This window comes from Rhodococcus sp. SGAir0479, assembly GCF_005484805.1.
GTDB lineage: Bacteria > Actinomycetota > Actinomycetes > Mycobacteriales > Mycobacteriaceae > Prescottella.
The window spans coordinates 1,348,281-1,373,356 of the sequence record NZ_CP039432.1 but is presented as its reverse complement, the minus strand read 5'-3'; the positions used below and the strand labels follow the sequence as shown (position 1 = coordinate 1,373,356).

Below are 25,076 nucleotides of genomic sequence, written 5' to 3'. Positions count from 1 at the left end.
GCGCTACTCGGACTTCGCCCCGGCCGGTTCCGGCTTCGCGTCGATGCCCGACTCCTTGCGCTGCAGCTCGGTGATCGGCGCGGGGGCGTCGGTCAGCGGGTCGACACCGCCGCCGGACTTCGGGAACGCGATGACCTCGCGGATCGAGTCGAGCCCCGCGAGCAGCGCGGTGATCCGGTCCCAGCCGAACGCGATGCCGCCGTGCGGCGGAGCGCCGAAAGCGAAGGCGTCGAGCAGGAACCCGAACTGCTCCTGGGCCTCCTCGTGCGAGATGCCCATCACCTTGAACACCCGCTCCTGGACGTCCCGGCGGTGGATACGGATGCTGCCGCCACCGATCTCGTTGCCGTTGCACACGATGTCGTAGGCGTAGGCGAGGGCCGATCCCGGATCGGTGTCGAAGGTGTCCATCGACTCCGGCTTGGGCGACGTGAACGCGTGGTGCACGGCGGTCCAGGCGCTGGATCCGAGAGCGACGTCACCGCTCGCGGTCGCGTCGGCGGCCGGCTCGAACAGCGGTGCGTCGACGATCCACACGAACTCCCACGCATCGGGGTCGATGAGGTTCTGCTTGCGAGCGATCTCGCCGCGGGCGGCGCCGAGCAACGCGCGCATCGGCTTGGTCGCACCGGCCGCGAAGAAGATGCAGTCGCCCGGCTGCGCGCCGACGTGCGCGGCCAGCCCGTCCCGCTCGGCGTCGGTGAGGTTCTTGGCGACCGGACCGCCCAGCGTGCCGTCCTCGTTCACCAGGACGTACGCGAGACCCTTCGCCCCGCGCTGCTTGGCCCACTCCTGCCACGCGTCGAGCTGCTTGCGCGGCTGGCTCGCGCCACCCGGCATCACGACGGCGCCGACGTACTCGGCCTGGAACACCCGGAAGGTGGTGTCCTTGAAGAAGTCCATGCACTCGACGAGCTCGATCCCGAACCGCAGATCCGGCTTGTCCGAGCCGTAGCGGCGCATCGCCTCGGCGTACGTCATCCGCGGAATCGGCGTGGTGATCTCGTAGCCGATGAGCTTCCACACCGCGTGCAGGATCTCCTCGGCCAGCAGGATCACGTCCTCCTGGTTCACGAAGCTCATCTCGATGTCGAGCTGCGTGAACTCGGGCTGGCGATCGGCGCGGAAATCCTCGTCGCGGTAGCAGCGGGCGATCTGGAAGTAGCGCTCGATACCACCGACCATGAGCAGCTGCTTGAACAGCTGCGGACTCTGCGGCAGCGCGTAGAAGCTGCCCGGCTGCAGACGCGCCGGCACCAGGAAGTCACGGGCACCCTCGGGGGTGGAGTGCGTCAGCGTGGGGGTCTCGACCTCGACGAACTCGTGGTGGGCCAGCACGGCGCGGGCCGCGGCGTTGACCTTGGACCGCAACCGGATCGCGTGACCGGGCACCTCGCGGCGCAGGTCCAGGTAGCGGTACTTGAGACGGGCCTCCTCGCCCACCTGGTCGTCGAGCTGGAACGGGAGCGGGGCACTCTCGTTGAGCACCTCGAGCTCGACGGCGTTGACCTCGATGGCACCGGTGGGGATCTCGAAGTTCTGGTTGCCCTCGGGACGAATCTCGACCACACCGGTGACCTTGACGCAGTACTCGGCACGCAGACGGTGGGCCTGTTCGAGCACGTCACCGGCGCGGAAGACCACCTGGGACACACCCGACGCGTCGCGGAGATCGATGAAGATCACCCCGCCGTGATCGCGCCGACGAGCCACCCAACCGGTGAGGGTGACGGTCTGCTCAGCGTGCTCGGGTCGTAGCGAGCCTGCCAGGTGGGTGCGCAGCACGGGATTCCTTTCACAAACTTCCAGCACAAAGGTCGGTCCGTGCCTGCAGCACGGTGTTCTGTTGCTGCGATCCTACGGAGGCGCCCGGGGCAATCGGAAACGCACGCCCGGATTGCTGGAATGCTCATACGGGCAGTGCACGCCGTTTCGTACAGGGAGTGATCGACTTGACGTTCAACGACGACGTCCGCATCAACGCCGACCGCGTCACCGTCGGTGGCGGCGGGGGCGGTGGCGGCCGCGGCAAGTTCGTGCTCGGCGGCGGCGCCGGCGGCCTGATCGTCCTGGTGCTGGCCCTGCTGCTCGGCGGCGATCCCGGGTCGATCCACGGCGGTCTGGGCGGCGCGGACACGCAGTACGACCCCGGTTCCAGTGCGATCAGCGGCGCGCGGCTCGAGAACTGCGAGTTCGGTGTCGACGCGAACCGGGACGTCGGCTGCCGGATCGCCGGTACCGCCGAGAGCCTCGACGCCGTGTGGGGTGCCCAGCTGCCCGCTCAGGCGGGTGTCGACTATGCCGCGCCGCAGGTCAGTCTGTTCTCGGGCGCGGTGAGCACCGGTTGCGGCAACGCCACCAGCGACGTCGGGCCGTTCTACTGCCCGGCGGACTCGACGGCCTACTTCGACACCAGCTTCTTCCAGCTCCTCGTCGACCAGTTCGGCGCCAACGCCGGGCCGCTGGCGCAGGAGTACGTCGTCGCCCACGAGTTCGGGCACCACATCCAGAACCAGCTCGGCGACATCGGGCGTGCCCAGCAGGATCCCCGCGGCGCCACGTCGCAGGCGGTGCGCACGGAGCTGCAGGCCGACTGCTACGCCGGCCTGTGGGCGCACTACGCGTCGACCCAGCCGGGGCCCGGCGGCCCGCAGCCGTTCCTGAAGCCGCTCACCGGCGCGGACGTCGCCGACGCGCTGTCGGCCGCGTCCGCCGTCGGCGACGACCGGATCCAGCGGTCCGCGGGCGCCCGAGTGAACCCGGAGGGGTGGACGCACGGGTCGTCGGAGCAGCGACAGAACTGGTTCCGCGCGGGCTACGACACCGGCCGGGCCAGTGCGTGCGACACCTACTCGGCCCGCGACCTGAACGCACCGCCCGCGCTGCGGTGAGCCACGCCGCCTAGCCTGTCCGGGACCGCAGTCCGACGACCGTTCCAGGAGGCCCACCGGTGGCAACCGTGCATCGTGAGCGCGCGCTCGCAGCGCCCGGCGAGGTCGCGCTGCGCGACTCCCGCACCGAACTGTCGTGGACCGACGTCGATCGGGTGGTCAATCGGGTCGCGGACGGGTTGCACGGCCTCGATCTCGGTCCGGATCGCCGCGTCGCGGTGTTCGCGCGCAATTCGGTCGAGACGGTGCTGGCGCACGTGGGCATCGTTCACGCCGGCTGCTCCCCCGTGCCCACCAGCTTTCATCTCACGGCCCCGGAGCTGGCGTACATCCTCACGGACTCCCGGGCCGCGGCGCTGTTCGTCGGACCCGAGAACGCCGCCGTCGGGTACGAGGCGGCGCGCCGGGCCGGGGTGCCGGTGGTGGTCGGCTGGCGGTGCCCCGACGGGGACGGCGACGTCGTCCCGTGGGACCGCTGGCTCGCCGCCGCGTCCGACGACGACCCGCCCGCGGACGTGCCCGCGCTGCCGTTCCTGTCGTACACCTCCGGCACCACCGGCACCCCCAAGGGCGTCAACGCGCTCGCGGGCAGCCCGGTCCCGGGAACGACGGTGGACGAGTACGTGCGCTCGCTGCGCACGCTCCCGCTCGCGCAGTGGCCGGGCCATCTGGTCGTCGGCCCGCTGCACCACACCGGTCCCCTCGCCGGCGTGCGACTGGTGGCGTGCGGGCTCCCGGTGACCGTCCTCGAGAAGTTCGACGCCGAAGCCGTCCTCGCGACCGTCGCCCGGTACCGGATCGCGACGACGCTCATGGTGCCGACGCACTTCCACCGGCTGCTCGCGCTCCCCGGTGACGTCCGCGCGCGCTACGACGTCGGCTCGCTCCGCCTCGTGACGCACACCGGCGCGACGTGCCCGCCCGACGTCAAGCGCGCGATGATCGACTGGTTCGGCCCGGTGCTCTTCGACTCCTACGGCGGCAGCGAATCCGGTCCGCTGTGCGGGATCTCCACCGAGGACTGGCTCGAGCGGCCGGGCAGCGTCGGACGGGTGCGCCCGCCGTTCGTGCGGGCGGTCGCGGTGGCTGCCGACGGCACCGAACTGCCGCCCGGCGCCGTGGGGCGGCTGGCGTTCGAGGAACGCGACGGCCGCTCCGTCGCGTACCTGAACGCCGAGCAGAAGACCTCCGAGGCGCTGATCCGCCCGGGCCTGTTCACCCTCGGCGACATCGGGTACGTCGACGCCGACGGGTTCGTGTTCATCACCGATCGTGCGACCGACATGATCATCTCGGGTGGGGTGAACATCTATCCCGCCGAGATCGAGCACGTCCTGCTCGCCCATCCCGACGTCGCGGACGTGGCGGTGATCGGCGTACCGGACCCGGAGATGGGCGAATCGGTGCTGGCCGTCGTGGTTCCCCGCGGCGGGGCACCGACGGCCGCCGACCTCGTCGCGCACTGCCGCACCGCGCTGGCCGGGTACAAGGTGCCGCGCGCGTTCGAGTTCCGCGACGATCTCGGGCGTACTGCGATGGGCAAGCTCGCCAAACGGCTTCTGCGGGAGCCGTACTGGACGGCGCGGGCTCAGCCGTCGCCGTCGTCCCCGCCGCTCTCCTCGCCGGCGGACTCGCCCGCGACGGCCGTGCCCTCGTCGACCTCCTGGACGAGTTCGTAACGGCGACCGTAGGTTTCGACGATCGCCTGGATCACCGCGACCACCGGCACCGACACCAGCGCCCCGATCGCGCCGAACAGCGACGCCCCGACGATGACCGACCCGAACGCGACCGCGGGATGGATCGACACCGTACGGGAGGTGACGCGGGGGTGGAGGATGTAGTTCTCGATCTGCTGGTACACGGTGCCGAACAGCACCACCCACACCGCGTCGAGGGGTTGCGCGGCCGCCGCGATGATCGCGGGCAACCCGATCGCCAGATAGGTTCCGAGCGTGGGGATGAACTGCGAGACCACACCCGTCCAGATCGCGAGTGGCAGCCAGTACGGCACGCCGATCACCAGGAAGAACAGCCCGGTGGCGACCGCACTGAACGCGGCCAGGATCAGCCGCGACACCACGTAGCCGCCGGCCTTGTCGACCGAGATCTCCCACACCGACGCGATGACCTTCTGCTGACGGGCCGGGAACCAGCTCGCGATGGTGCGGCGCAGCTGCGGGCCCTGCGCCGACATGTAGAACACGAACAGCAGCACGGTGGCGGCCTGGAAGACCACGCCCACCAACGTGGAGACGATCCCCAGCACGCCGGGGGTGTACTTCTCGGCCAGGTCTCGCACCGTCTCCGGCGTGACGTTGATCAGGTCCTTGCCCGTCGCGAAGTCGGTGCCGAACGTGCGATTGGCCCACTCGGTGACCCGGGTGAGGGCGTCGGGCAGCGCCCCGAGCAGCTGCGCGAGCTGCTCCGCGAGCAGAGCACCGAAGATCGCGACGAACCCGATCCCGAAGAGAATGGTCCCGAACAGCACCAGCCCGGTCCCGGCCCCCCGCCGTAGCCCCAGGCGTTCGAGTCGATCGACGACCGGCTCGATCGTCACGCTCGCGAGCCATGCGAGGAAGAGCATCCCGAGGAAGCCCCGGACGTGGTGGAACAGCCAACCGGACATCTGATAGGCGGCGACGGCGAGCAGGATGTAGACGATCGCCACCCGCAGCGAACGCAGATTCGCCTTCCGGCCGTCGTCCCCGTCCGACGCCGGTCGGTCCGTGCCGGCCCGCGAGTCGTCGCCGCTCATCGCGCCCTCCGCCCGTGCCGTCTGCTGCCCTCCCGCCGGAACCTACCCGCCGCAGCGTGTTTCGGCGGCGCTTCCCGGGCCGGACACACCGCAGGCCCGGCCTGGACGTCCGACCGAGAAGAGCGTATAGATCAAATATCTAACTGTTTAGCGAAGGAGTATCGCTCATGAGCGAGGCGTACATCATCGACGCGGTCCGCACGTCGGTCGGCAGGAGGAACGGCGCCCTCGCGTCGATCCACCCGATCGATCTGGGCGCCACGCTGATCCGTTCCGCGATGGCCCGCACGGACCTCGACCCGGCGGCCGTGGACGACGTCGTCCTCGGGTGCGTCGACGCGATCGGCGGACAGGCCGGCAACATCGCGCGCAGCGCCTGGCTCGCGGCGGGGATGCCCGAGGAGGTGCCGGGGACGACCGTCGACCGGCAGTGCGGATCGAGCCAGCAGGCACTGCATTTCGCGGCCCAGGCGGTGATGAGCGGGACGGCCGACCTCATCCTGGCCGGCGGCGTGCAGAGCATGAGCAGGATTCCGATCTCGGCGGCGATGACGGCCGGGCGCGAATTCGGCTTCGAGGACCCGTTCTCGGGATCGATCGGGTGGCGCCGGCGCTACGGCGACGAGGAGGTGTCGCAGTTCCACGGCGCCGAACTGATCGCCGAGAAGTGGGGCATCAGCCGCGAGGACATGGAGCGATGGGCGCTGCGCAGCCACGAACGGGCCCACACCGCCGCCGCGGAGGGCCGGTTCGCCCGCGAGATCGTGGCGGTCGGCGACGTCACGACCGACGAGTGCCCCCGCGAGACGAGCCTCGACGCGATGGCCCGGCTGCAGCCACTCCGGCCGGGCGGCCGACTGACGGCCGCGCTCGCGAGCCAGATCTCCGACGGCGCCAGCGGGGTGCTCGTCGCCTCGGGAGCGGCGGTCCGGGCGCACGGGCTGGTCCCGCGGGCCCGCATCCATCACATGAGCGTGCGCGGCGCCGACCCGATCCTCATGCTCAGCGCGCCCATCCCGGCGACCGAGTACGCACTGCGCAAAACCGGTATGAGCATCGACGACTTCGACGCCGTCGAGATCAACGAGGCGTTCGCGTCCGTGGTGCTGTCGTGGCTCGCCGAGACGGGCGCCGACCCGGCGCGGGTCAACGTCAACGGCGGCGGCATCGCGCTCGGTCACCCTCTCGGCGCGACCGGCACCAAACTGTTCGCGACCCTGCTCAACGAACTCGAGCGCGTCGGCGGGCGGTACGGCCTGCAGACCATGTGCGAGGGCGGCGGGACCGCGAACGTGCTCATCGTCGAGCGTCTGGGCTGAACGCCGGCGGCAGCGGACTCAGAACAGCGTCGGGTCCGGGGCCGCCCCGGCCCCGACGAGTTCGCGCTCCCCCGCGGCCGTCCGCCGATGTTCCGATCGCCCGCCCAGGCCGTACTTCTCGACCATCGGGTCGACGCGGGCCTTCAGCCAGGTCTTGTACTCGGGGGTGACGTACGCGCCACGGCCGTAGAGCTGCCGGTAGCGGCGTACCAGCGCCGGATGCTCGGACGCCAGCCAGTTGAGGAACCACCCGCGGGTGCTGCCCCGCAGGTGCATCGGCATGATGGTCACACCGGTGGCGCCGGCGTCGGCGATCGCCGACAGCAGCCCGTCGAGGTGCGCCGTCGAATCGGTCAGGTACGGCATCACGGGCGCCACCATGACGTTGCACGGCAGCCCGGCGTCGGTGACCGCCCGGATGAGGTCCAGGCGGGCCCGGGGCGTCGGGGTCCCCGGCTCAACGGCCTTCTGCAGCTCGGCGTCGTGGATCGCGAGCGAGATCCCGATCCCGACGGGCACCCGCTCCGCGGCCTGCCGCAGGATCGGCAGGTCCCGGTGCAGCAGCGTGCCCTTGGTCAGGATCGAGAACGGCGTCCGCGACTCGGTGAGGGCGCCGATGATGGCCGGCATCAGCCGGTAGCGACCCTCGGCACGCTGATACGGGTCGGTGTTGGTGCCGAGCGCGACGTGCTCCCGCTTCCACGACCGGCGCGCGAGCTCCTTGCGCAGCACGGCGGCGACGTTCATCTTGACGACCACCTGGGTGTCGAAGTCCCGGCCCGAGTCGAGGTCCAGGTACTCGTGCGTGGGCCGGGCGAAACAGTACCGGCAGGCGTGGGTGCAGCCGCGGTACGCGTTCACGGTGAACCGGAACGGCATCGCCGATTCTTCCAGGACCTTGTTGAGGGCGCTCTTGCACAGCACCTCGTGGAACGTCACCCCGTCGAACTCGGGAGTCCGGACGCTGCGCATCAGCCCCGCCCGTTCGAGCCCGGGGAGCGCGCCGTCGTTGGCCTCGAGCGTCTGTCCCTGCCACCTCATGCAGGTCAGTCGAACACGCGTGCGAACGCATGTCAACAACTCGATCGAAATCGTGTTCGAACGGTGCGGCGGCGACTCCCCCGGATCCGCCTGACAGAATCTGCGGAATGACCCGAAAGAACATCTCGTCCGGCTCCGAGTGGGAGCCCCGGATCGGCTACTCGCGCGCCGTCCGGATCGGCAACCAGATCGCCGTGTCCGGCACCACCGCGCCCGGGGCGACCCTCGAGGAGCAGACGCGCGGCGCCCTGACGACGATCGCCGCGTCGCTGAGCGAGGCGGGCGCCTCCCTCTCCGACGTCATCCGCACGCGGATGTACCTGCGCGACATGTCGAAGTGGGAGGAGGCAGCCCTCGCTCACGGTGAGGTGTTCGGGGAGATCCGTCCCGCCACCACGATTCTCGAGGTGAGCGCGCTCATCGACTCCGAACTGTTGATCGAGATCGAGGCCGACGCCGTCGTCACCGACTGAGTACGCCGTGCCGCGGGCCGTTCCCCGAGCACCACTCGGGGCCGGCCCGCGCCGTGGACGGCGTGGTCGCCCGGATCAGAACATGAACACGCCGCGCGCGGCGAGCCACGGAATGGGGTCGGCCTTGATGCCGCCGGGCAGGTCCACCTCGAAGTGCAGGTGCGGGCCGGTGGAGTTGCCGCGGTTACCGACGTTGCCGATCCGCTGACCCACCGACACCCGCTGACCGACGGAGACGAAGTTGACGTCGTTGTGCCCGTAGGTGGTGACGGTGCCGTCGTTGTGCCGGATCCGGATCCACAACCCGAACCCGGATGCCGGCCCGGAGTTGATCACGACACCGTCGGCGGCGGCGAGGATCGGAGCGCCCATCGGTGCGGCGATGTCGATGCCGTAGTGGCCGCCCCCGAAGTGCTGCGACACCGGACCGGCCGCCGGCCGCCCGACACCGCCGAGGCCGAGGCTGCCGAGCGGCAGACCCGAGCTGGAGCCGAAGTCCATGCTCTGGAAGCTCTGGATCGCACCGGCGACGTTTCCGACGACCGAGGTCGCCTGGTTGAGGAAGTCCGTGACCTCGGCCGACCCGATCGGCAACGGCGGAAGCGCGGGCTGCGCCGACGCCGTCGGACCGGTCGCGATCGCCAGGCCGGCCGTCAACCCGGCCGCTGCCACGACGCCGGCCACCATGCGCCGAACACCGCCACGCCATCTCGAACCCGCCATCCCACACCCTCTCGTCAAACGTCAGATCAAAATCGGAAATAGCCGCGACCGATACAACTTCCACATTCCGGGCATGCGCGCAACTCGAACGCGACGTTCCGGCCTCTCCGGGTACCGGTCCGGCGGCCGGGGCAGGCCTTCGGGACGAACCCGACGTCGTGCCCTGGGAGAGGACGATATCGGCACACCCCGGTACTTGTTCGCAGTTTGGGCGAGCTGGGCGAGACGGGCGTGGAGCCGCGCGGCTACGGCGCGACCGCCCCGTCGATGATCGCCTGCACCACGGCGCCGTAGCGGCGGATCAGCTCCTCCGAGTCGATCGCGTCGGTCGGCAGCAATCCGACCGTGCGAATCCCGCCGGCGAGTCCGAGGAGTGCCGCCACCACCATCTGCGTGGGCAGCTTGTCCGCCGACGTGTCGCCGATCTTGGCGGAGATTCCGCGGATGTAGCGGTCGCGCGCGTCGGCCTCGGCGGACGCGCGGTCCGGCGCCTCGTGGATCAGCAGCGGCATCATCACCCACGGCTCGGACTCGTCGCCGTCGCGGCGCTGCACGATGTTGCGCACCAACCGGTATCCGGGCGCCTCGTCCTCGTGGAAGTGCGGGTCGTCCGCGGCCGACGGCAGTGTGGGCGCGGCCGCCTTGTAGAGCTCGGCCTTGCTGCCCATCATCTTCATCACCATCGCGGGCGAGCAGCCCGCCAGTTCGGCGACGTCCTTGATCGTGGTCGCCGTGTAACCCCGCTCGGCGAACAACCGGCGGGCCGCCGCGAGGACGTTGTCACGCGTGGACGTTCCACTCATCGATCCGGCTCCGCTCACGACGCCGTCTCGGCCTGCGCCCCGGCGGACGCCTCGACGACGGTGGCCGTCCGGACGGTCCGCGGCATGCGGGGAATGAACCACGCCACCGCCGCGGCGAGCAGCGCCATGCACCCGGCGACCGCGAACACCGCGCGGAACGCGTCGAGCGTCGGCAGGTGGACGCCGGCGATGTCCACCGTCATCGCGGTCAACAGCGCCGTGACCACCGCACTGGAGGTGGACGTGCCGATCGAGCGCAGGAGCGAGTTGAGCCCGTTGGAGGCCGCGGTCTCGGTGACGGGCACGGACTGCATGATGAGAATCGGCATGGCCGAGTACGTGATCGCGGTTCCGATGTTCACCACCATCGCACCCAGCACGATGAGCGCGATCGATCCGTTGAAGGTGAAGCGCACGACGTAGGCCACGGCGAGGATGAGCGCGCCGGTGATGAGCGTGACCCGCGCGCCGAAGCGCGTGGTGATCTTCGCGGAGAGCGGCGAGAAGACCACCATCGACAGGCCTGCCGGGACCATGCACAGCCCGGCGGTCAGCACGCTGAGCCCGAACCCGTAGCCCGTCCCCTCCGGCATCTGTAACTGCTGGGTGGTGGCGAGCATGTTCGCGAACATCGCGAAACCGACGATCATCGACGCCGTGTTGGTGAGCAGGACGGGGCGCCGCGCCGAGGTCCGCAGGTTGACCATGGGATCGGTCACGCGCAGCTGGTAGGGAACCCAGATCGCGAGCACCACCGCCGCGAGCACGAAGCAGCCGAGGGTGCGGCCGCTGCTCCACCCCCACGCGCCGCCCTTGGAGATGCCCAGGAGCAGGCCGGTCAGTGCGATCGACAGGATGAGCGCACCGAGGATGTCGAAGCGTCCCGGCGAGCGCACCTCGGATTCGGGCACCACCACCGCGACCGCGGTGAGCATGACGGCACCGGCGGCCGCCGAGATCCAGAACACCGCGTGCCATCCCAGGTGCGGATAGATGACGCCGGCGAGCGGCAGCCCCAACGCGCTGCCCATGCCGAGCGTCGCGCTCATCAGCGCCGTGGCCGCGGGCACCTTCTCCCGCGGCAACTCGTCCCGCAGGATTCCGATGCCGACCGCGATGAGCGACGACGCGAAGCCCTGCATGCCGCGCCCGACGAGCACCGTGACGAACGTGCCCCCCACCGCGGCCAGCAGCGAGCCGCTGACCATGGTCGTCATCGCCACGAGCATCATTCGCTTCTTGCCGACCATGTCGGCCAGGCGCGAGACGATCGGAGTGGCCACCGCGGCCGTCAGGAGCGTCACGGTGACCAGCCAGAACGCATTGTCGGCGCTCACGCCCAGGATGTGCCGCAGATCCGGGAGCAACGGCACCACGAGTGTCTGCTGCAGCGACACCAGGGTTCCGCAGAGACAGAGCACCGCGGTGATCAGCGCACTCGACCGGCGCGGCGTGGCCTGCGCCGGTCGAGGCGGAGCGGTGACGGGTCGTGCTGCCAATGGATCATCTCCGAACGGGCGGAAGCGTCGGCGGCCACGGGGACCACCGGGACAACCTCGGTGAATGGACGTTCACCACCGAGTGAACACCCATTCACCCCCGGCTGGCAAATCTCCCTCCCGGCCACAGGGAGGCCCGACGTCAGCGGCGCGCGAATTCGCCCGCGGCGGCCCACCGGTGGCGCTCGTCGGCGAACGCGACCGCCTGCGTCGCGCGGAAGGCCTCGATCGGCGCAGCGTTGTCGGCGAGGAAGCGCTGGTGCTGGGCCAGCGAGAAACTCCCGTCCACGATCTCGATGCCGCCCGGTCCCCGCCCGGCGGCCAGGTCGGCCCGCAGGTCCAGCAACTCGTCCGGATCCACGGGGTACCAGGAGATCCGGTCGAAGAAGCGCAGCAGCCACGGCGTCCCCTCCTCGAACGGGGCCGCCGAGCCCGGGTGCCGGTGGTTCCACACCTGCGTGGTGCGCCCGACGAACTGGTAACCGCCCGGGCCTTCCATGCCGTAGATGCACAGGTAGGCGCCGCCGATGCCGACCGCGTTCTCCGGAGTCCAGGTCCGGGCCGGGTTGTACTTGGTGGTGACCAGTCGGTGTCGCGGATCGAGCGGAGTCGCCACCGGCGCCCCGAGGTACACGTCGCCCAGCCCGAGCACCATGTACTCGGCGCCGAACACGGTGTCGAAGACGTCGTTCACCGAATCGAGGCCGTTCATCCGGCGGATGAACTCGATGTTCCACGGGCACCACGGCGCGTCCGCGCGCACGCCGTGCATGTACCGGGCGATGGCCTCGCGGGTGGCCGGGTCGTCCCACGACAACGGCATCCGCACGGTCCGGCTCGGCACCACCAGTTCGTTCGCGGCGGGGATCTGCTCCTCGGCCTCCGCGAGCAGCCCCAGCAGCGCCGGCACCGGCAGGACATCGGGGTCGACGCGGACCTGCAGCGACCGGATCCCCGGCGTGAGGTCCAGCAGCCCGGCGGGGCGGTGGGCGTCGAGGTGCTGGTGCAGCGCGTGCACCCGGGCGCGCAGACCCAGATCGAGGGTCATCTCGCCGTACTCGACCAGGACGTTGTCGTCACCCGAGCGGCGGTACGTCACCGCCGTGTCGCCGTCGCGCCGGGCCAGCACGCCGTCATCGCCGTCGCCGCCGGTCGAGAGCACGGCGGGCAGCGCTGCGCGTCGGCCCGGGCCCAGCTCCCGCCGGGACGCCGCGTGCGTGGATCGCACCGGCACGAACCGCACCGTGTTGCCGGGCGCGAGCTGTCCGAGCTTCCACCGGTCGGCCGCCACGACCGTCACCGGGCACACGAAGCCGCCCAGGCTGGGGCCGTCGGGGCCCAGCAGGATCGGGGTGTCACCGGTGAAGTCCAGGGCACCGATCGAATACGCGTTGTCGTGGATGTTCGACGGATGCAGGCCCGCCTCCCCGCCGTCCGGTCGCGCCCAGTCCGGCTGGGGGCCGATCAACCGCACGCCCGTCCGGTCGGAGTTGAAGTGCACCTCGTAGTCGGTGCGATACAGCGTGTCGATGTCTTCGCGGGTGAAGAACTCGGGGGCACCGTGCGGGCCCTCGGTGACCGCGAGCTCCCAGCGCTCCGACAGGGCCGGGACGGCGTCGGACGGGACGGCGACCGGCGCGGACGTCGGCGCGTCCCCGAGCGCCAGGACGTCGCCCTCGCGTAGCGTCCGCCCGTCCAGGCCGCCGAACCGGCCGAGCGTGAACGTCGCTGCGGCCCCGAGGAATTCGGGGACGTCGATCCCGCCGGCGATCAGGACGTAGACACGCAGCCCCGGCCCGGCGACAGTGCCGACGTCCAGCACTCCCCCGGCGGGCACGAGCACCGGCCGCCACTGCGGTACCACCGCGCCGTCGACCGTGACGCGTGTCGGAGCGCCGGTGACGCACACGTGGGTGGGCTCGTCGAACCGGAGTGCCGGCCCGCCCATCAGCGCCTCGAAACCGGGTGCGCCCTCCGAGTTTCCGACGGCGAGGTTGCCGAGCCGCAGCGACAGGTCGTCCATCGGGCCGGACGGCGGCACCCCGATCTGCCAGTAGCCCGTGCGGCCCGGGTAGTCCTGGACCGTGGTGGCCATCCCGGGCCGCAGCACCGTGCACTTGGCGGTCATGCGCGCACCTCCTGCGGCCGGGTCACGATCATGCGGACCGCGGTCGGGTCGAACCCGTTGCACGGGTTGTTGATCTGTGGGCAGTTGGAGACGAGGACGAGCGCGTCGACTTCGGCGCGCAGGGCCAGGCGCTTGCCGGGCGCGGACAGGCCGTCGACGATGCCGAGCGCACCGTCGGGGTCCACCGGGACGTTCATGAAGAAGTTGATGTTGGAGACCAGGTCGCGTTTGCCCAGCCCCCACCGGGCGCCCTCGACGAGGAAGTTCTCGACGCACGCGTGCTGGTGCTTGGTGTGGTGCCCGTAGCGCAGGGTGTTCGACTCCTGCGAGCACGCACCGCCGACGGTGTCGTGATTGCCGACCTCGTCGGCGACGATCGTCATCAGCGGGGTCCCGTCGTCGGCGCGCAGGACGCTGCCGGCGGTGAGGAAGAGGTTGCGCTGCGCGACGACCGTGGCCGCCGCCGAGTAGCGCCGGGAGTGGTCGGAGGCGGCGTAGATCAGGGTGTCGACCGCCTGGTTACCGTGCAGGTCGACGACGGTCAGGACGTCGCCGGCGGCCACGACTGCGGACCACGGTCCGCGGGGGGCGACGGTCTCGTCGAGCAGGATCTCTCCCGGGATCAGGGCGAGGTCGTGGGGTGCGGGCAGCAGGGCGGTCATCGTGCATCCTTTCCGTCGAGCGGTGCGGCGCCGCGGCGCGCGGTCCAGGCGTCCTCGGTGTTGAGTACGGCGCGGCGGTATTCGGGGTCGTCGTTCGGGAGGGCGTCGAGGTCCTCGGGGGCGGACCAGGCGAGGATCTCGAGCGCGGTCGTCGCGAACTCCGGGGACGGGTCGAGCGGGTGGGCGGTGTTGGCGATCGACACGATCACCGGCAGGTGCAGCAGCAGGTCGACGTACGTGTCCGCGCCGGCGGTCCCGGTGGAGACGAGCGCGCCGTCCGGAGCGACGCGCACGCCGTGGAAGAACGACAGCGACGGCGGTAGGTCGCGCGGCCCCAGCCCGTGTTTGGCCGCGGCGACCGTGAACAGCTCGCGCCCGGCGGGCGAGGACGAATGCAGCTCGCCCGCACCGTACTTCGCGCCGTTCATGGACGCGGAGGTGGTGCCGCACAGCGCGTCGTGGTGCCCGGAGGTGTCGGCGACGACGGTGGCGAGTACCCGCCCCGCATCCGACAGCAGCGGGTGACCCGCACCGACGTACGCCTGCCACGGGACCTTCACGGTGTCGGCGACGTTCAGCCGCTCCCACGGCGCGTCGGCGCGGTGCAACAGCACGTGTGCGCACGCGCGGCCATCGAGGTCACGCAGGCGCACGCGGGTTCCGCGGCCCAGCACCTTGGTCGCGTACCGCCCCCCGGGCACCGTCTCGGCCCACACGAGGCGATCGGCGGCGACGCCCTCGGGCGGAGCGGGCCAGGCGGCGGCGGGGACCACCGGCATCGCGGCGGCGATCGTCCCCTCCTGGGCCCGAGCGTGCGCGCGGGCGCTGGCCGTGGTGGACGTGGCGGTCGGACGGTCGTGGTCGATGGTGGTCACTTCAGGCTCCGATCGGGACGGGACGGGAAACGGTTGCGCGGGCGGCGCCGCGCGGGGAACAACAGGCGGCGCCGACGAGCACCACGGCGAGCACCGCGAGCGGCGCGGCCCACCGGAGGATCGGGTACTCCCCCGTGGGATCGAAGATCTCGGCGCGCGGCCAGGACAGGTTGACGACCATGAGCGCGCCGTAGGCGACCGCGGCCACGTTGACCGGTATCCCGAAGACGCCGAGCGAGAACAGCTTTCGGCCGTCGGTGTCCACCTCCGGGCCACCGAGCGGCCGGCCGGACAGGCGCCGGACGAGCATCGGGACGGTCACCATGAGGTACGCGAGGTAGATCAGCACGATGCATACGCTCGAGAGCGTCGCGAAGATCGCGGAGTTGCCGACGTTGACGGCCAGCACCGCGATGCACAGCACTCCGACGAGGACGCTGGGCGCGATCGGCGTGCCGGTGCGGGGGTTGACCCGGGCGAGCACGGCACTGGCCGGCAACCGGCCGTCACGCGCCATCGAGAACATCAGCCGCGACGCCGCGGTCTGGATCGCGAGCGTGCACACGAACACCGCGATCGCCACGTCGACCAGCAGCAACGTCCCCCACGGCGAGCTGAGGATCGAGGTCAGCACGTACGGCAGGCCCTCGGTGGCCAGTCGCCCGTCGGTGAGACTCGGGGCCGCCATGAGCGCTCCGACGATCATCAGTCCGCCGCCGAGCGCGGACACCGACAGCGCCAGTCGGATGGTGCGCGGTGCGACCCGGCGCGGGTTGTGCGTCTCCTCGGCCAGCTCACCGGCCGAACCGAAGCCGACCATGACGTACGCGGCCATCAGGCCCGACACGATCCAGGCCCAGCCGTACCCCGACTGCGCGCCGCCGGTGTCGAACACCACGTCCGGCCCGCGCTGCGCGTGGGTGAGGAACATGCCGATCACCGCGACGACACCGACGATCTCGCAGGTCACACCGATGCTGTTGAGCCGTGACATCCAGTTCACGCCGACGCAGTTGATGATCGTCGTCAGCACCAAAAGGATCGATCCGAGCAGGACCGCGTTGGCGGCACCGCTCGCCGACGTCAGGGCGGGATCGTCCCCGACCACCTGGCACCCGCTCCAGACCGCCGGTAGCACCACCTGCAGTGCGATCGCCGCGGCCGCCGCGGTGACGACCTGCGCGACGATCATGAACCAGCCGGCGAACCACCCGACGATCTCGCCGCCGAGCCGCCGGGACCACTGGTAGATCGCGCCCGAGATCGGGTAGCGGGCGGCCAGTTCCGCGAAACACAGCGCCACCATGAACTGACCGAGGAAGACGACGGGCCAGGTCCAGAAGAAGGCCGGGCCCGCGAATCCGAATCCCAGCCCGAACAATTGGAAGATCGTGGTGAGGATCGAGACGAACGAGAAGCCGGCCGCGAAGGACCCGAACTTGCCGAGGGAACGGTGCAGCTGCTGTTCGTAGCCGAACTCGGCCAGATCACCCCGGTCGTTCGACGCTGCGGCGACGGCGGCTGTCATGAACCCTCCTACGAGAGACGGGGCGTCACCTCCCCGGAAAGCTCCGGGTACCGGTTTCTGTCACTCGACAGTTTTCGGGGCGCGATGACGCGTGCGATGTCGCCGAGGTTGCGATCGTGGGTCCGAACGGCCGGATCCCGTTGCAGACTCGTGTCGACGGTTACGCACACGTGACCGGACGCTCACAGCCCAGGTCGCGACGTCGAAACATGCTGCGCCGCTTTCCTGTAAGGATGGAGGCATGACGACGACCGGCGCCGGCAGACCGCGCCTGAGAACCCGCACCCGGCCGGGGGCGACCGCGCGCGACGAGATTCTCGACGCCGCGGCCGAACTGTTCACCACCCGGGGATTCACCGGCACCTCGACGCGGATGATCGCGGACGCGGTCGGCATCCGGCAGGCATCGATGTACCACCACTTCTCCACCAAGGACGACATCCTGGCCGCACTGCTGCTCGGGACCGTCGCGGGCCCCGTGGAGCAGGCCGGACGGATCCGCGCGCACTGCGGCGATCCCGTCGTGCGGGTGTACGCGCTGGCCCTCTTCGACGCCGGCCAGCTCGCCGGGTCCCGATGGAACCTCGGTGCGCTCTACCTGTTGCCCGAGGTGACCACCGACCGGTTCGCCGAGTTCCGGTCCCTGCGGGACCGGCTGATGGCGACGTACACCGCATTCGCGCGCGATGCGCTGGCGGCGATCGGTGGCCGGGACTGCGGTCCCGGCACCGCCGACCTGCCGTTCCGGCTCGTCGAGGCGACCATCAGTGCGCGGTCCGACGCGGCGGCGCATCGGACCGGGTCCGCCGTCACGCCACACACGGTCGCGACCGCCGCCCTCCGCACCCTCGGGTGGGACGGTCCGGTCGACGCCGTCTCCGCTGCCGCAGACGCCCTCCTGGCCGGGCTCGCCGAGAGTTGTCCACAGGCCGACGACTGAGCCGTGCTCGCCGCGCCGCCCGTCGGTTACAGTGACTCCCGAAATCGGGCATCCGACTTCGACGACTGGGGGGTCATCTTGAACGGGTTTTCTGCTGTACCCGACGAAATTCGGGCATACGGCGACGTCGCGTCCGGGGCCGCGGCGCATATCGCCGCCACCGAGGGGGCGGACATCGCGGCGAACGCCGCCGCGCTGGCGCCGGTGTTCGGCGTGATCGGCGCCGACTTCCTGGCGACGTACGCCACCACGCAGGCCACGCACGCCGCTTCGGTCGCCGCACTGGCGAACGTCTTCGCCGGAACCGGCACCGTCGCGCACGCGATCGCCGCGGCGTACGAGCACGCCGACCAGACCACCGGAACGGTGCTCGGCGCCGCCGGGACGACACTGGGAGACGACGCGTGACGACGGCGAACACGCAGCCCGAGCAGCCGACCGTGCTGGACGTACTGCAGGCGTCCCCGGCGGGCCCGGTCCTGGACATGCCGGTTCCTCGCACTCCGCTGGAGGCGCTCGAGGCGTCGCCGCTGGGCCCGTGGCTGGACACACCGTTCACCGACATGGCCGCCGGTGCCCTGCCGGCGCTGCCGCAGTTGCCCCCTCTGCCCGGGGTGGACGACCTGCTGCGCCCCATCTCGGATCTGGCGGCCGCGTTCGGCACCGGAACGTTCGGGAGTCTCGACCCGACCGCGCTGCTGCGGCAGTCGTCCTCCGTCCTCGACACCGCCCTGTCGATGGGCGCGTCCGGATTGCGCGCGCTCGACGGCGTGTGGGACGGCGGAGCCGCGACCGCTGCCCAGGAGCAGGGTGGCCGGACACAGGCCGCAGGCGAGCAACTCAGCGTGCGCGGCAACGAGATCGCCGCGGTAACGCAGGAGGCCGCCGGCACGGTGGCCCGCGGCAACGCCGAGCTCGTCGCGGTCGCCGAGTCGTTCGTGGCGACCGCGGCCGCGGCCGCACCGGTGGCGCTGACGCCGCCCGGACAGACGATGATCATCGCCGCGGCCGCCGATCACCTGCAGCGCGCACTGTCGGTGGTGGCCGAGACGCGCGCCGAACTCGCGGGGCACCAGGCCGCGATGGCCACACTCGGGACCGCGATCCCGGTGCCCCCGGCCCCGGTGCCGGCGCCGGGTCTGGCTGCCGGCGGCGGCCCGTCACCGATCACGATCGCAGCGTCGCTGCTCGAGGCCGTGGGCCGGCCGTTCACCGAGCCCGGAGCCGGGGACGCGCCCGCCCAGACGCACACCGCCGGGGTGGCGGCGGGACCCGGCAGCGAGTGGTCCACCCGCCCGGCCGCCGCCGGTGCGTCGCCCACGGCGGCATCTGCGGCATCTGCGGCGTCCGCCGGTACCGGCTGGCTCGGCGCGGTCGGCGGTCCCCCCGCGGGCACCCGTGGCACGGGCCCGTCCGCTGCGCAGCTGTCGGCCGACGCGGCCGGGCCCGGGACACAGGGCTCCCGGTCCGCGGGGGGTACCGCCGCGGCGACCCCACCGGGCGGTGGACTCGGGGGGCCCGGGATGATGTCGCCGACGGCCCGGCCCGGCTACGACGACACCGTCGATCGCTCGGCGCCGAGTTTCCTGGTCGACGCCGGGCCGCACAACACGGTGGTCGGCGAACTCCCCCTGGTCGCGCCCGCCGTCCTCGGTGGCGTCGACCCGGACGATCTCGCGTTCGAGGACTGACGCCCGTTCGGGCGCGGGGGCTCGGTCAGATCAGGCCGAGCGCCCGCACCGCCTCACGTTCCTCCGCGAGCTCCGCGACCGACCGGTCGATGCGCGCGCGGGAGAACGCGTCGATGTCGAGATCCGGGACGATGCGGTAGCCCCCGTCGCCGCACGTGACGGGGAACGAGCTGATCAGTCCTTCCGGAACGCCGTAGGAGCCGTCGGAACACACGGCCATCGACACCCAGTCGTTCGCGGGGGTACCACGGACCCAGTCGCGCACGTGGTCGATTGCCGCGCTCGCCGCGGAGGCCGCCGACGACGAGCCGCGGGCCGCGATGATCGCGGTCCCTCGCTGCTGGACAGTGGGAATGAAGTCGGTTTCGATCCACTCCCGATCCGACACCGCGTCCTCGGCCGACTTGTTGCCCACGACCGCGTGGCTCAGATCGGGATATTGCGTGGCGGAGTGGTTGCCCCAGATGGTCATTCGGCTGATGTCGGCGGCGGGCTCGCCGGTCTTGTGGGCGAGCTGCGCGATCGCCCGGTTGTGATCGAGCCGGGTGAGCGCCGAGAACGCCGTCCGCGGGACATCGGGCGCGTTGTTCATCGCGATCAGCGCGTTGGTGTTGGCCGGATTGCCGACGACCAGCACCTTGACGCTCTCCGCGGCACCGGACTGCAGGGCGCGGCCCTGCTCGGAGAAGATGGCGCCGTTCGCCGCCAGCAGGTCCGAGCGTTCCATGCCCTGCGTGCGCGGGCGCGCTCCGACGAGGATCGCGATCTCCGAGCCGGCGAAGCCCACCGCCGGATCGTCGCTGATCTCGATGCCGTCCAGCAGCGGGAACGCACCGTCGTCGAGCTCCATGGCGACTCCCTCCGCGGACCGGACCGCGGACGGAATCTCCAACAGCCGTAACCGAATCGGCGTGTCGGGGCCGAGCATGTCACCCGCCGCGATCCGGAAGAGCAGACCGTAGGCGATCTGACCCGAAGCTCCCGTCACGGTGACCGTGACCGGCGCTCTGTCGACAGCTGCAGTACCCATACCGCCTCCTCGCATCGGGAGTACCCACGGTAGTCACGAAACTCGCGGTGGGAGAAGGAGGTACGTCACACCGCATCCGGACACTTCGACGTGTCGCGCGTCACACCTGCACGAGTTTGGCCAGGTCGCTGCGGTGACTGAGCGCGAGTTTCTCGCACGCCCGGTAGATGTGTCCCTCGACGGTACGCACCGACAGCACGAGCCGGCGGGCGATGTCCTTGTTCGACAGGCCGCGTCCCACCAGCACCGCGACCTCCCGCTCCCGGTCGGTGAGCGGGAGCGGCCGGGCGGCCTTCGCGAGGGCCGGAGTGGTGGCGCCGTCGCACCGCGAGGCCAGCCAGTGCGCGTTCCCGGCCGCCGCGAGCTCGCCGCGCCGGTCGTTGGCGCGGGAGTAGGCGGTCGCGGCCTGCGCGTACATGTCGGCGGCCGCGAGCAGTGCGCCCACGCGTTCGAAGTCGCCGGCCAGTGCCTCGAGCGCCGGACCGTCCGCCTTGGCCAGTGCCCGCGCCCGGGCGGCCGCGACCTTCCCGAACGGGCCGTCGACCACGCTCGCCAGTTCACCGAGCCGGGCGACGGTCGAGTAGTCGCCGAACGTCGTCGCGACATCCAGGGCGAGAACCTCGATCGCGAACTGTCCGGACGCTGCCGCCGCCTCGGCGCCGCGCCGGGCGGCGTGCGCTGCCGCCGACACCTCCCCCTCCGCGCCCGCGACCCAGGCGCGAGCGATGTCGATCAGCGGGTCGAAGAAGGCGAGTTCCGGCCCGGCGTGCCGCTCCGCGATCCCGAGCGCCGCGGCCGCGTCCTCCGGTCGTCCCTGCGCCGCCCGCACCTGGCACAGGCTGACCGCCGCCAACAGCATCCACTCCGACCGCGTCGCACGGTCGAGAACGGCCAGCGCTTCGGTGAGATGCGCGGCGGCCTCGTCGAGCCGCCCGCTCGTCAGTTCCACCACCCCGGAGGCGACGTCCGCGAGGGCCGCGCTGTTGGGTTGTCCGGCAGCGAGTTCCCGGTACCGTGCCGCGGTGGCCCGGGCGGCACCGAGGCGGCCCACCAGCGTGAGCGCCTGCACCTCGAAGTAGCCGATGTGGAAGCGGAGCAGGCCGTCCCCGTGCGAGATCGCCTCCCACGCGGACGAGGCGAGCGCCCCGACCTCGAACCCGCGCCCGGACACGGTGAGGGCCGCGACGCCGGCGAAGACACCGCTCGCCCGCGCCCACGGGTGCGCCTCGGGCGCCGCCTCCACCTCGCGGGCCAGCGCGATCGCCCGTTCGGGCCGGCAGTCGTACAGGTGCAGCACCGCGTCCAGCGCGACCACCGACACCTTCAGGACCGGATCGGTGATGCGACCGCGTTCCTTCTCGAACAACTCGACCGCGTCGCTCGGACGCCCCGCCTCGAGGTACAGACTGGCCACCCGGGTCAGCAACCACCGGGCGACGTCGTACTCGCACAACCGATCGGGGTCGACGGCCGCGAACACCTCCTCGGCCTCGTTTCCCATGCCCTGCCACATCAGCGCCCGACCGAGCGCGAAGGAGGCGTCGAAGCCGGCACCGAGCCGCACCGCCGCAGTCGCGAGCCGGGCGCCCTGCTCGAGGCTGCACATCGCGATCGCATCCTCGGCGCCGCGCACCAGCAACTCCGGGTCCGGCTGGACCCCCGATTCCATCGCCAGTTCCGCGATCCGCATCGACGTCACCACACCCGGATCCGGCGATTCGCGCAGCACCTCGACGAGGCGGCGTTTGATCCGCTGCGCGGCCAGGACGCCGGCGCGGTCGCGGATCACCTCACCGAAGAGCGGATGCGCCAGCCGAACGACGTGGGCGTGCCCCACGTCGCGGACCCGCACCAGGTCCATACGCTCGGCCTCCTCGATGGAGCGGCGGCCCACGAGTTCGCTGAGCACCTCGAGCTCGAGCGGCTCGCAGAAGGCCAGGTAGTCGACGACGTCGAGCGCGTCCTGAGGGGTGCGGGCGAAGCGGGACTCCAGCAACGACGCGAGCGCCGGGGAGACACCGGGCCGACCCCGCAGCTGCCACACGCCACCGGACTTCCGCAGTGTGCCGCCGTCGAGCGCGCTCTCCACCAGGTGCCGCAGGAACAACGGGTTCCCTTCCGACTCCTCCCAGATCGCGTCGGCGCTGAACCGCTCGACGGGAGCACCCAGCACCGTCGCCAGTTCCTGGTCCATCTCCTCGCGCGTGAAGGGCGGGACGACGAACGGCGTGAGCAGGCCGTCCTTCCACAGGGCCTCGATCGCCCCCGGCACCGGGGCGCCGCTGCGCACAGTCACCACCAGTCGGGCGTCGCGCCCGACCGCCAGCTGGTGCACGAGGCCCGCCGAGAACTCGTCGAGCAGGTGCGCGTCGTCGACACCGACGATCCCCACCCCGCCGTCGGGGGCCAGACCGTCCTCGGCGAGCACGTCCCGCACCGCCCGCAGCGCGACGACCGGATCACGCGACGTCGTACGGGCCAGGTGCGGCGCGAAAGCACCGAGCGGGATGTTCTGCGTGGATTCGGTCCCGACGATCCAGCGGGCGTCGCCGGTGAGCGAACCCACCAATTCGCGTGCCGTCGTCGTCTTGCCCACCCCGGCGGTGCCGACCAGCACCACCCCGCACGAGGTGCCGTCGCGGAGCAGTTCCTCTGCGCCCCGGACCACCGAGCGGCGATCGAGGACGGGCCAGAGACCGACCATGCTTCGAACGATAATCCTCTGCGCCGACAGTGCGAAGCGATCAGCCGAACCCGCAGGCCGCGACCGCGCACCACCGACGATCGGGACCGTCGCCGTCAGTCGGCGAGCGTCGCGACCTCCTGGTCGGTGAGCGTGGTCTGCGGAACCCGCCCCGCGTCCCGGATCAGTCCGACAGCCCGGTACAGCGGGCGTTCCTCGAGCCCGGCCCCGCGGGCCTCGGCCCGCAACTGGCCGATCAGCACCGACGCCGCCGCGGCCGCGGGCGCCAGTTCGCTCGACGACAGTGCGTCGGCGAGCTTGCGCAGGGCCAGGACGTCGAGTTCGCGGCCGCCGTCCGCCGCGTAGAGCGCCAGCGGGACGGTCTGCGACGCACGGCCGTCCCCGATCCGGACGGCGACCTGACTGATCCGCGCGTACCGCACGAAGAACTCCACCGTCACCGCCTGCGCCACCTCGACGCGGCGATGGCGCACCCCATTGGAGGCGTGAAGAACGTTGCCGTCCAGCCAGATCCGCCGACGCGTCGCCAACAACGCGGACACCGCGGTGGGCAGGCCGACGACGGCGCCGACCGCCAGGGCGACCAGCGGCGACGCGAACAACGCCACCACGACACCGGCCACGACCCCGATCAGGATCGAGACGACCGCTACTCGCCGCATGCGCGGCGCCAGCATCGACGCCGGGATCAGGTCGAGGGCATACTCCTGGCCGCCCCCGCCGTCAGGCGTCGGCAAGAAGCGAACCCGTCTGCGCGACAACGTCGTCCAGCGACACCGACACCTGGTCGCCGGTACCCAGATTCTTCACGCCGATGGTCCCGGCCTCGAGATCCTGATCGCCCAGCACGAGCGCGAGTCGCGCCCCGGAGCGGTCGGCCGCCTTCATCGAACCCTTGATGCCGCGGTCGCCGTAGACCATGTCGACGCGGATCCCCGCCGCCCGCAGATCGTGCGCGATCTTCACCATTCGGGCCTTCGCCGCGCCGCCGAGCGGAACTCCGAACACCTCGCAGCGAGCGGGCGTGCCGGCGGACTTGCCCTCGGCGGCGAGCGCCAGGATCGTCCGGTCGACACCGAGACCGAATCCGATGCCCGACAGCGGCTGTCCCCCGAGCTGCGCCATGAGGCCGTCGTAGCGACCACCGCCGCCGATGCCGGACTGCGCGCCCAGTCCGTCGTGCACGAACTCGAACGTCGTCTTGGTGTAGTAGTCGAGGCCGCGCACCATGCGCGGATTGATCACGTACGGGACGCCGAGCGCGTCCAGGTGGGCGAGCACCTGGTCGAAGTGCGCCTTCGCGCTCTCGGAGAGGTGATCGAGCATCAGCGGGGCGCCGGCCGTCTTCTCGCGAACGTCCGGCCGCTTGTCGTCGAGCACCCGCAGCGGGTTGATCTCGGCGCGGCGGCGGGTCTCCTCGTCCAGGTCCAGGCCGAACAGGAACTCCTGCAGCCGTTCCCGGTACTGCGGTCGGCAGGTGTCGTCGCCGAGCGAAGTGATCTCGAGGCGGAAGCCGTCGAGACCGAGGCCGCGGAAACCGGCGTCGGCGATCGCGATCACCTCGGCGTCGAGTGCAGGATCGTCCACGCCGATCGCCTCGACACCCACCTGCTGCAGCTGCCGGTAGCGGCCCGCCTGCGGACGTTCGTAGCGGAAGAACGGTCCGGCGTAGCTCAGCTTCACCGGCAGCTGGCCGCGATCGAGCCCGTGCTCGATGACCGCGCGCATCACCCCGGCCGTCCCCTCGGGACGCAGCGTCACCGAACGGTCGCCCCGGTCGGCGAACGTGTACATCTCCTTCGAGACGACGTCGGTGGACTCGCCGACCCCGCGGGCGAACAGTCCGGTGTCCTCGAAGATCGGCAGCTCGATGTGGCCGTAACCCGCCAGCCGCGCCGCCCGGGTCAGTCCGTCGCGCACGGCGACGAACTCCGCGGACTGCGGCGGAACGTAGTCGGGAATGCCCTTGGGGGCCGAGAAGGTACTGGCGCCTGACTTGGTCACGGTGCTT

At 71.3% G+C, this 25,076-nt stretch carries 21 protein-coding genes; 7 read left to right on the top strand and 14 right to left on the bottom strand.

Annotation, left to right across the window (positions count from 1 at the left end; all coding sequences use genetic code 11):
• Positions 1–3: 3 nt before the first annotated feature.
• Positions 4–1,785, bottom strand: a complete 1,782-nt coding sequence (gene aspS / locus E7742_RS06430) for an aspartate--tRNA ligase (protein WP_137798197.1) — start codon at positions 1,783–1,785, stop codon at positions 4–6.
• Positions 1,786–1,952: 167 nt separating this feature from the next.
• Here aspS and ypfJ point away from each other — a divergent pair, with 167 nt between their 5' ends.
• The gene (ypfJ, locus tag E7742_RS06425) at positions 1,953–2,891 is read left to right on the top strand and encodes a KPN_02809 family neutral zinc metallopeptidase (RefSeq protein ID WP_137801062.1); all 939 of its coding nucleotides are present in this window, start codon (positions 1,953–1,955) and stop codon (positions 2,889–2,891) included.
• Positions 2,892–2,950: 59 nt separating this feature from the next.
• Positions 2,951–4,570 (top strand): AMP-binding protein, encoded by a 1,620-nt coding sequence (locus E7742_RS06420; protein ID WP_137798196.1) that lies wholly within the window; start codon positions 2,951–2,953, stop codon positions 4,568–4,570.
• Here E7742_RS06420 and E7742_RS06415 read toward each other — a convergent pair.
• Positions 4,480–5,649 (bottom strand): AI-2E family transporter, encoded by a 1,170-nt coding sequence (locus E7742_RS06415; protein WP_137798195.1) that lies wholly within the window; start codon positions 5,647–5,649, stop codon positions 4,480–4,482. The two genes, E7742_RS06420 and E7742_RS06415, sit on opposite strands and share 91 nt — an antisense overlap.
• Positions 5,650–5,816: 167 nt before the next feature.
• On the opposite strand from E7742_RS06415, the gene E7742_RS06410 reads away from it, so the two are divergent.
• Entirely contained in the window at positions 5,817–6,968 is a 1,152-nt protein-coding gene (locus E7742_RS06410) for an acetyl-CoA C-acetyltransferase (RefSeq protein ID WP_137798194.1), read from the top strand.
• Between the two features lie 18 nt (positions 6,969–6,986).
• On the opposite strand, the gene E7742_RS06405 is transcribed toward E7742_RS06410, so the two are convergent.
• Positions 6,987–8,009, bottom strand: coding sequence for an Rv2578c family radical SAM protein (locus E7742_RS06405; RefSeq protein WP_137798193.1), 1,023 nt, complete (start codon positions 8,007–8,009; stop codon positions 6,987–6,989).
• A gap of 107 nt (positions 8,010–8,116) precedes the next feature.
• Here E7742_RS06405 and E7742_RS06400 point away from each other — a divergent pair, with 107 nt between their 5' ends.
• Positions 8,117–8,482: a RidA family protein gene (locus E7742_RS06400; protein WP_137798192.1), complete on the top strand. Its 366-nt coding sequence runs from the start codon at positions 8,117–8,119 to the stop codon at positions 8,480–8,482.
• A 75-nt stretch (positions 8,483–8,557) separates the two neighbouring features.
• Here E7742_RS06400 and E7742_RS23855 read toward each other — a convergent pair whose 3' ends face one another.
• From E7742_RS23855 to E7742_RS06365, 7 genes are all read right to left on the bottom strand, one after another.
• On the bottom strand, positions 8,558–9,205 hold the full coding sequence (locus tag E7742_RS23855) for a M23 family metallopeptidase (protein ID WP_137798191.1): 648 nt from the start codon (positions 9,203–9,205) through the stop codon (positions 8,558–8,560).
• Positions 9,206–9,450: 245 nt separating this feature from the next.
• Positions 9,451–10,008 (bottom strand): TetR/AcrR family transcriptional regulator, encoded by a 558-nt coding sequence (locus E7742_RS06390; RefSeq protein ID WP_254699176.1) that lies wholly within the window; start codon positions 10,006–10,008, stop codon positions 9,451–9,453.
• A 14-nt stretch (positions 10,009–10,022) separates the two neighbouring features.
• Positions 10,023–11,507 carry an MFS transporter gene (locus E7742_RS06385; RefSeq protein ID WP_254699175.1) on the bottom strand — a complete coding sequence of 495 codons (1,485 nt, stop codon included), beginning with the start codon at positions 11,505–11,507 and terminating at the stop codon, positions 10,023–10,025.
• A gap of 142 nt (positions 11,508–11,649) precedes the next feature.
• Positions 11,650–13,635: a 5-oxoprolinase/urea amidolyase family protein gene (locus tag E7742_RS06380; RefSeq protein WP_137798189.1), complete on the bottom strand. Its 1,986-nt coding sequence runs from the start codon at positions 13,633–13,635 to the stop codon at positions 11,650–11,652.
• Positions 13,632–14,297: an urea amidolyase associated protein UAAP2 gene (locus E7742_RS06375; protein WP_137798188.1), complete on the bottom strand. Its 666-nt coding sequence runs from the start codon at positions 14,295–14,297 to the stop codon at positions 13,632–13,634. The genes E7742_RS06380 and E7742_RS06375 overlap by 4 nt, the downstream gene beginning before the upstream one ends.
• Positions 14,294–15,172: an urea amidolyase associated protein UAAP1 gene (locus tag E7742_RS06370; RefSeq protein WP_254699174.1), complete on the bottom strand. Its 879-nt coding sequence runs from the start codon at positions 15,170–15,172 to the stop codon at positions 14,294–14,296. Before E7742_RS06370 ends, E7742_RS06375 begins: the two co-directional genes overlap by 4 nt.
• 1 nt (position 15,173) lies before the next feature.
• On the bottom strand, positions 15,174–16,700 hold the full coding sequence (locus E7742_RS06365; RefSeq protein ID WP_137798187.1) for an amino acid permease: 1,527 nt from the start codon (positions 16,698–16,700) through the stop codon (positions 15,174–15,176).
• A 241-nt stretch (positions 16,701–16,941) separates the two neighbouring features.
• Here E7742_RS06365 and E7742_RS06360 point away from each other — a divergent pair, with 241 nt between their 5' ends.
• The 3 genes from E7742_RS06360 to E7742_RS06350 all read left to right on the top strand — a co-directional run bounded on the left by E7742_RS06360 (position 16,942) and on the right by E7742_RS06350 (position 19,331).
• Positions 16,942–17,640, top strand: a complete 699-nt coding sequence (locus E7742_RS06360; protein WP_137798186.1) for a TetR/AcrR family transcriptional regulator — start codon at positions 16,942–16,944, stop codon at positions 17,638–17,640.
• Positions 17,641–17,718: 78 nt separating this feature from the next.
• The gene (locus E7742_RS06355; RefSeq protein ID WP_137798185.1) at positions 17,719–18,048 is read left to right on the top strand and encodes a type VII secretion target; all 330 of its coding nucleotides are present in this window, start codon (positions 17,719–17,721) and stop codon (positions 18,046–18,048) included.
• The gene (locus tag E7742_RS06350) at positions 18,045–19,331 is read left to right on the top strand and encodes a hypothetical protein (RefSeq protein ID WP_137798184.1); all 1,287 of its coding nucleotides are present in this window, start codon (positions 18,045–18,047) and stop codon (positions 19,329–19,331) included. The genes E7742_RS06355 and E7742_RS06350 overlap by 4 nt, the downstream gene beginning before the upstream one ends.
• Before the next feature lie 25 nt (positions 19,332–19,356).
• Here the strand turns inward: E7742_RS06350 and E7742_RS06345 are convergent, their stop codons facing one another.
• The 4 genes from E7742_RS06345 to hisS all read right to left on the bottom strand — a co-directional run bounded on the left by E7742_RS06345 (position 19,357) and on the right by hisS (position 25,069).
• Positions 19,357–20,361, bottom strand: a complete 1,005-nt coding sequence (locus E7742_RS06345) for a malate dehydrogenase (protein ID WP_137798183.1) — start codon at positions 20,359–20,361, stop codon at positions 19,357–19,359.
• A gap of 100 nt (positions 20,362–20,461) precedes the next feature.
• Positions 20,462–23,065: a helix-turn-helix transcriptional regulator gene (locus tag E7742_RS06340; protein ID WP_137798182.1), complete on the bottom strand. Its 2,604-nt coding sequence runs from the start codon at positions 23,063–23,065 to the stop codon at positions 20,462–20,464.
• Between the two features lie 95 nt (positions 23,066–23,160).
• Positions 23,161–23,742: a hypothetical protein gene (locus E7742_RS06335; protein ID WP_137801059.1), complete on the bottom strand. Its 582-nt coding sequence runs from the start codon at positions 23,740–23,742 to the stop codon at positions 23,161–23,163.
• Positions 23,743–23,788: 46 nt separating this feature from the next.
• The gene (gene hisS, locus E7742_RS06330; protein WP_137798181.1) at positions 23,789–25,069 is read right to left on the bottom strand and encodes a histidine--tRNA ligase; all 1,281 of its coding nucleotides are present in this window, start codon (positions 25,067–25,069) and stop codon (positions 23,789–23,791) included.
• Between the last annotated feature and the right edge of the window lie 7 nt (positions 25,070–25,076).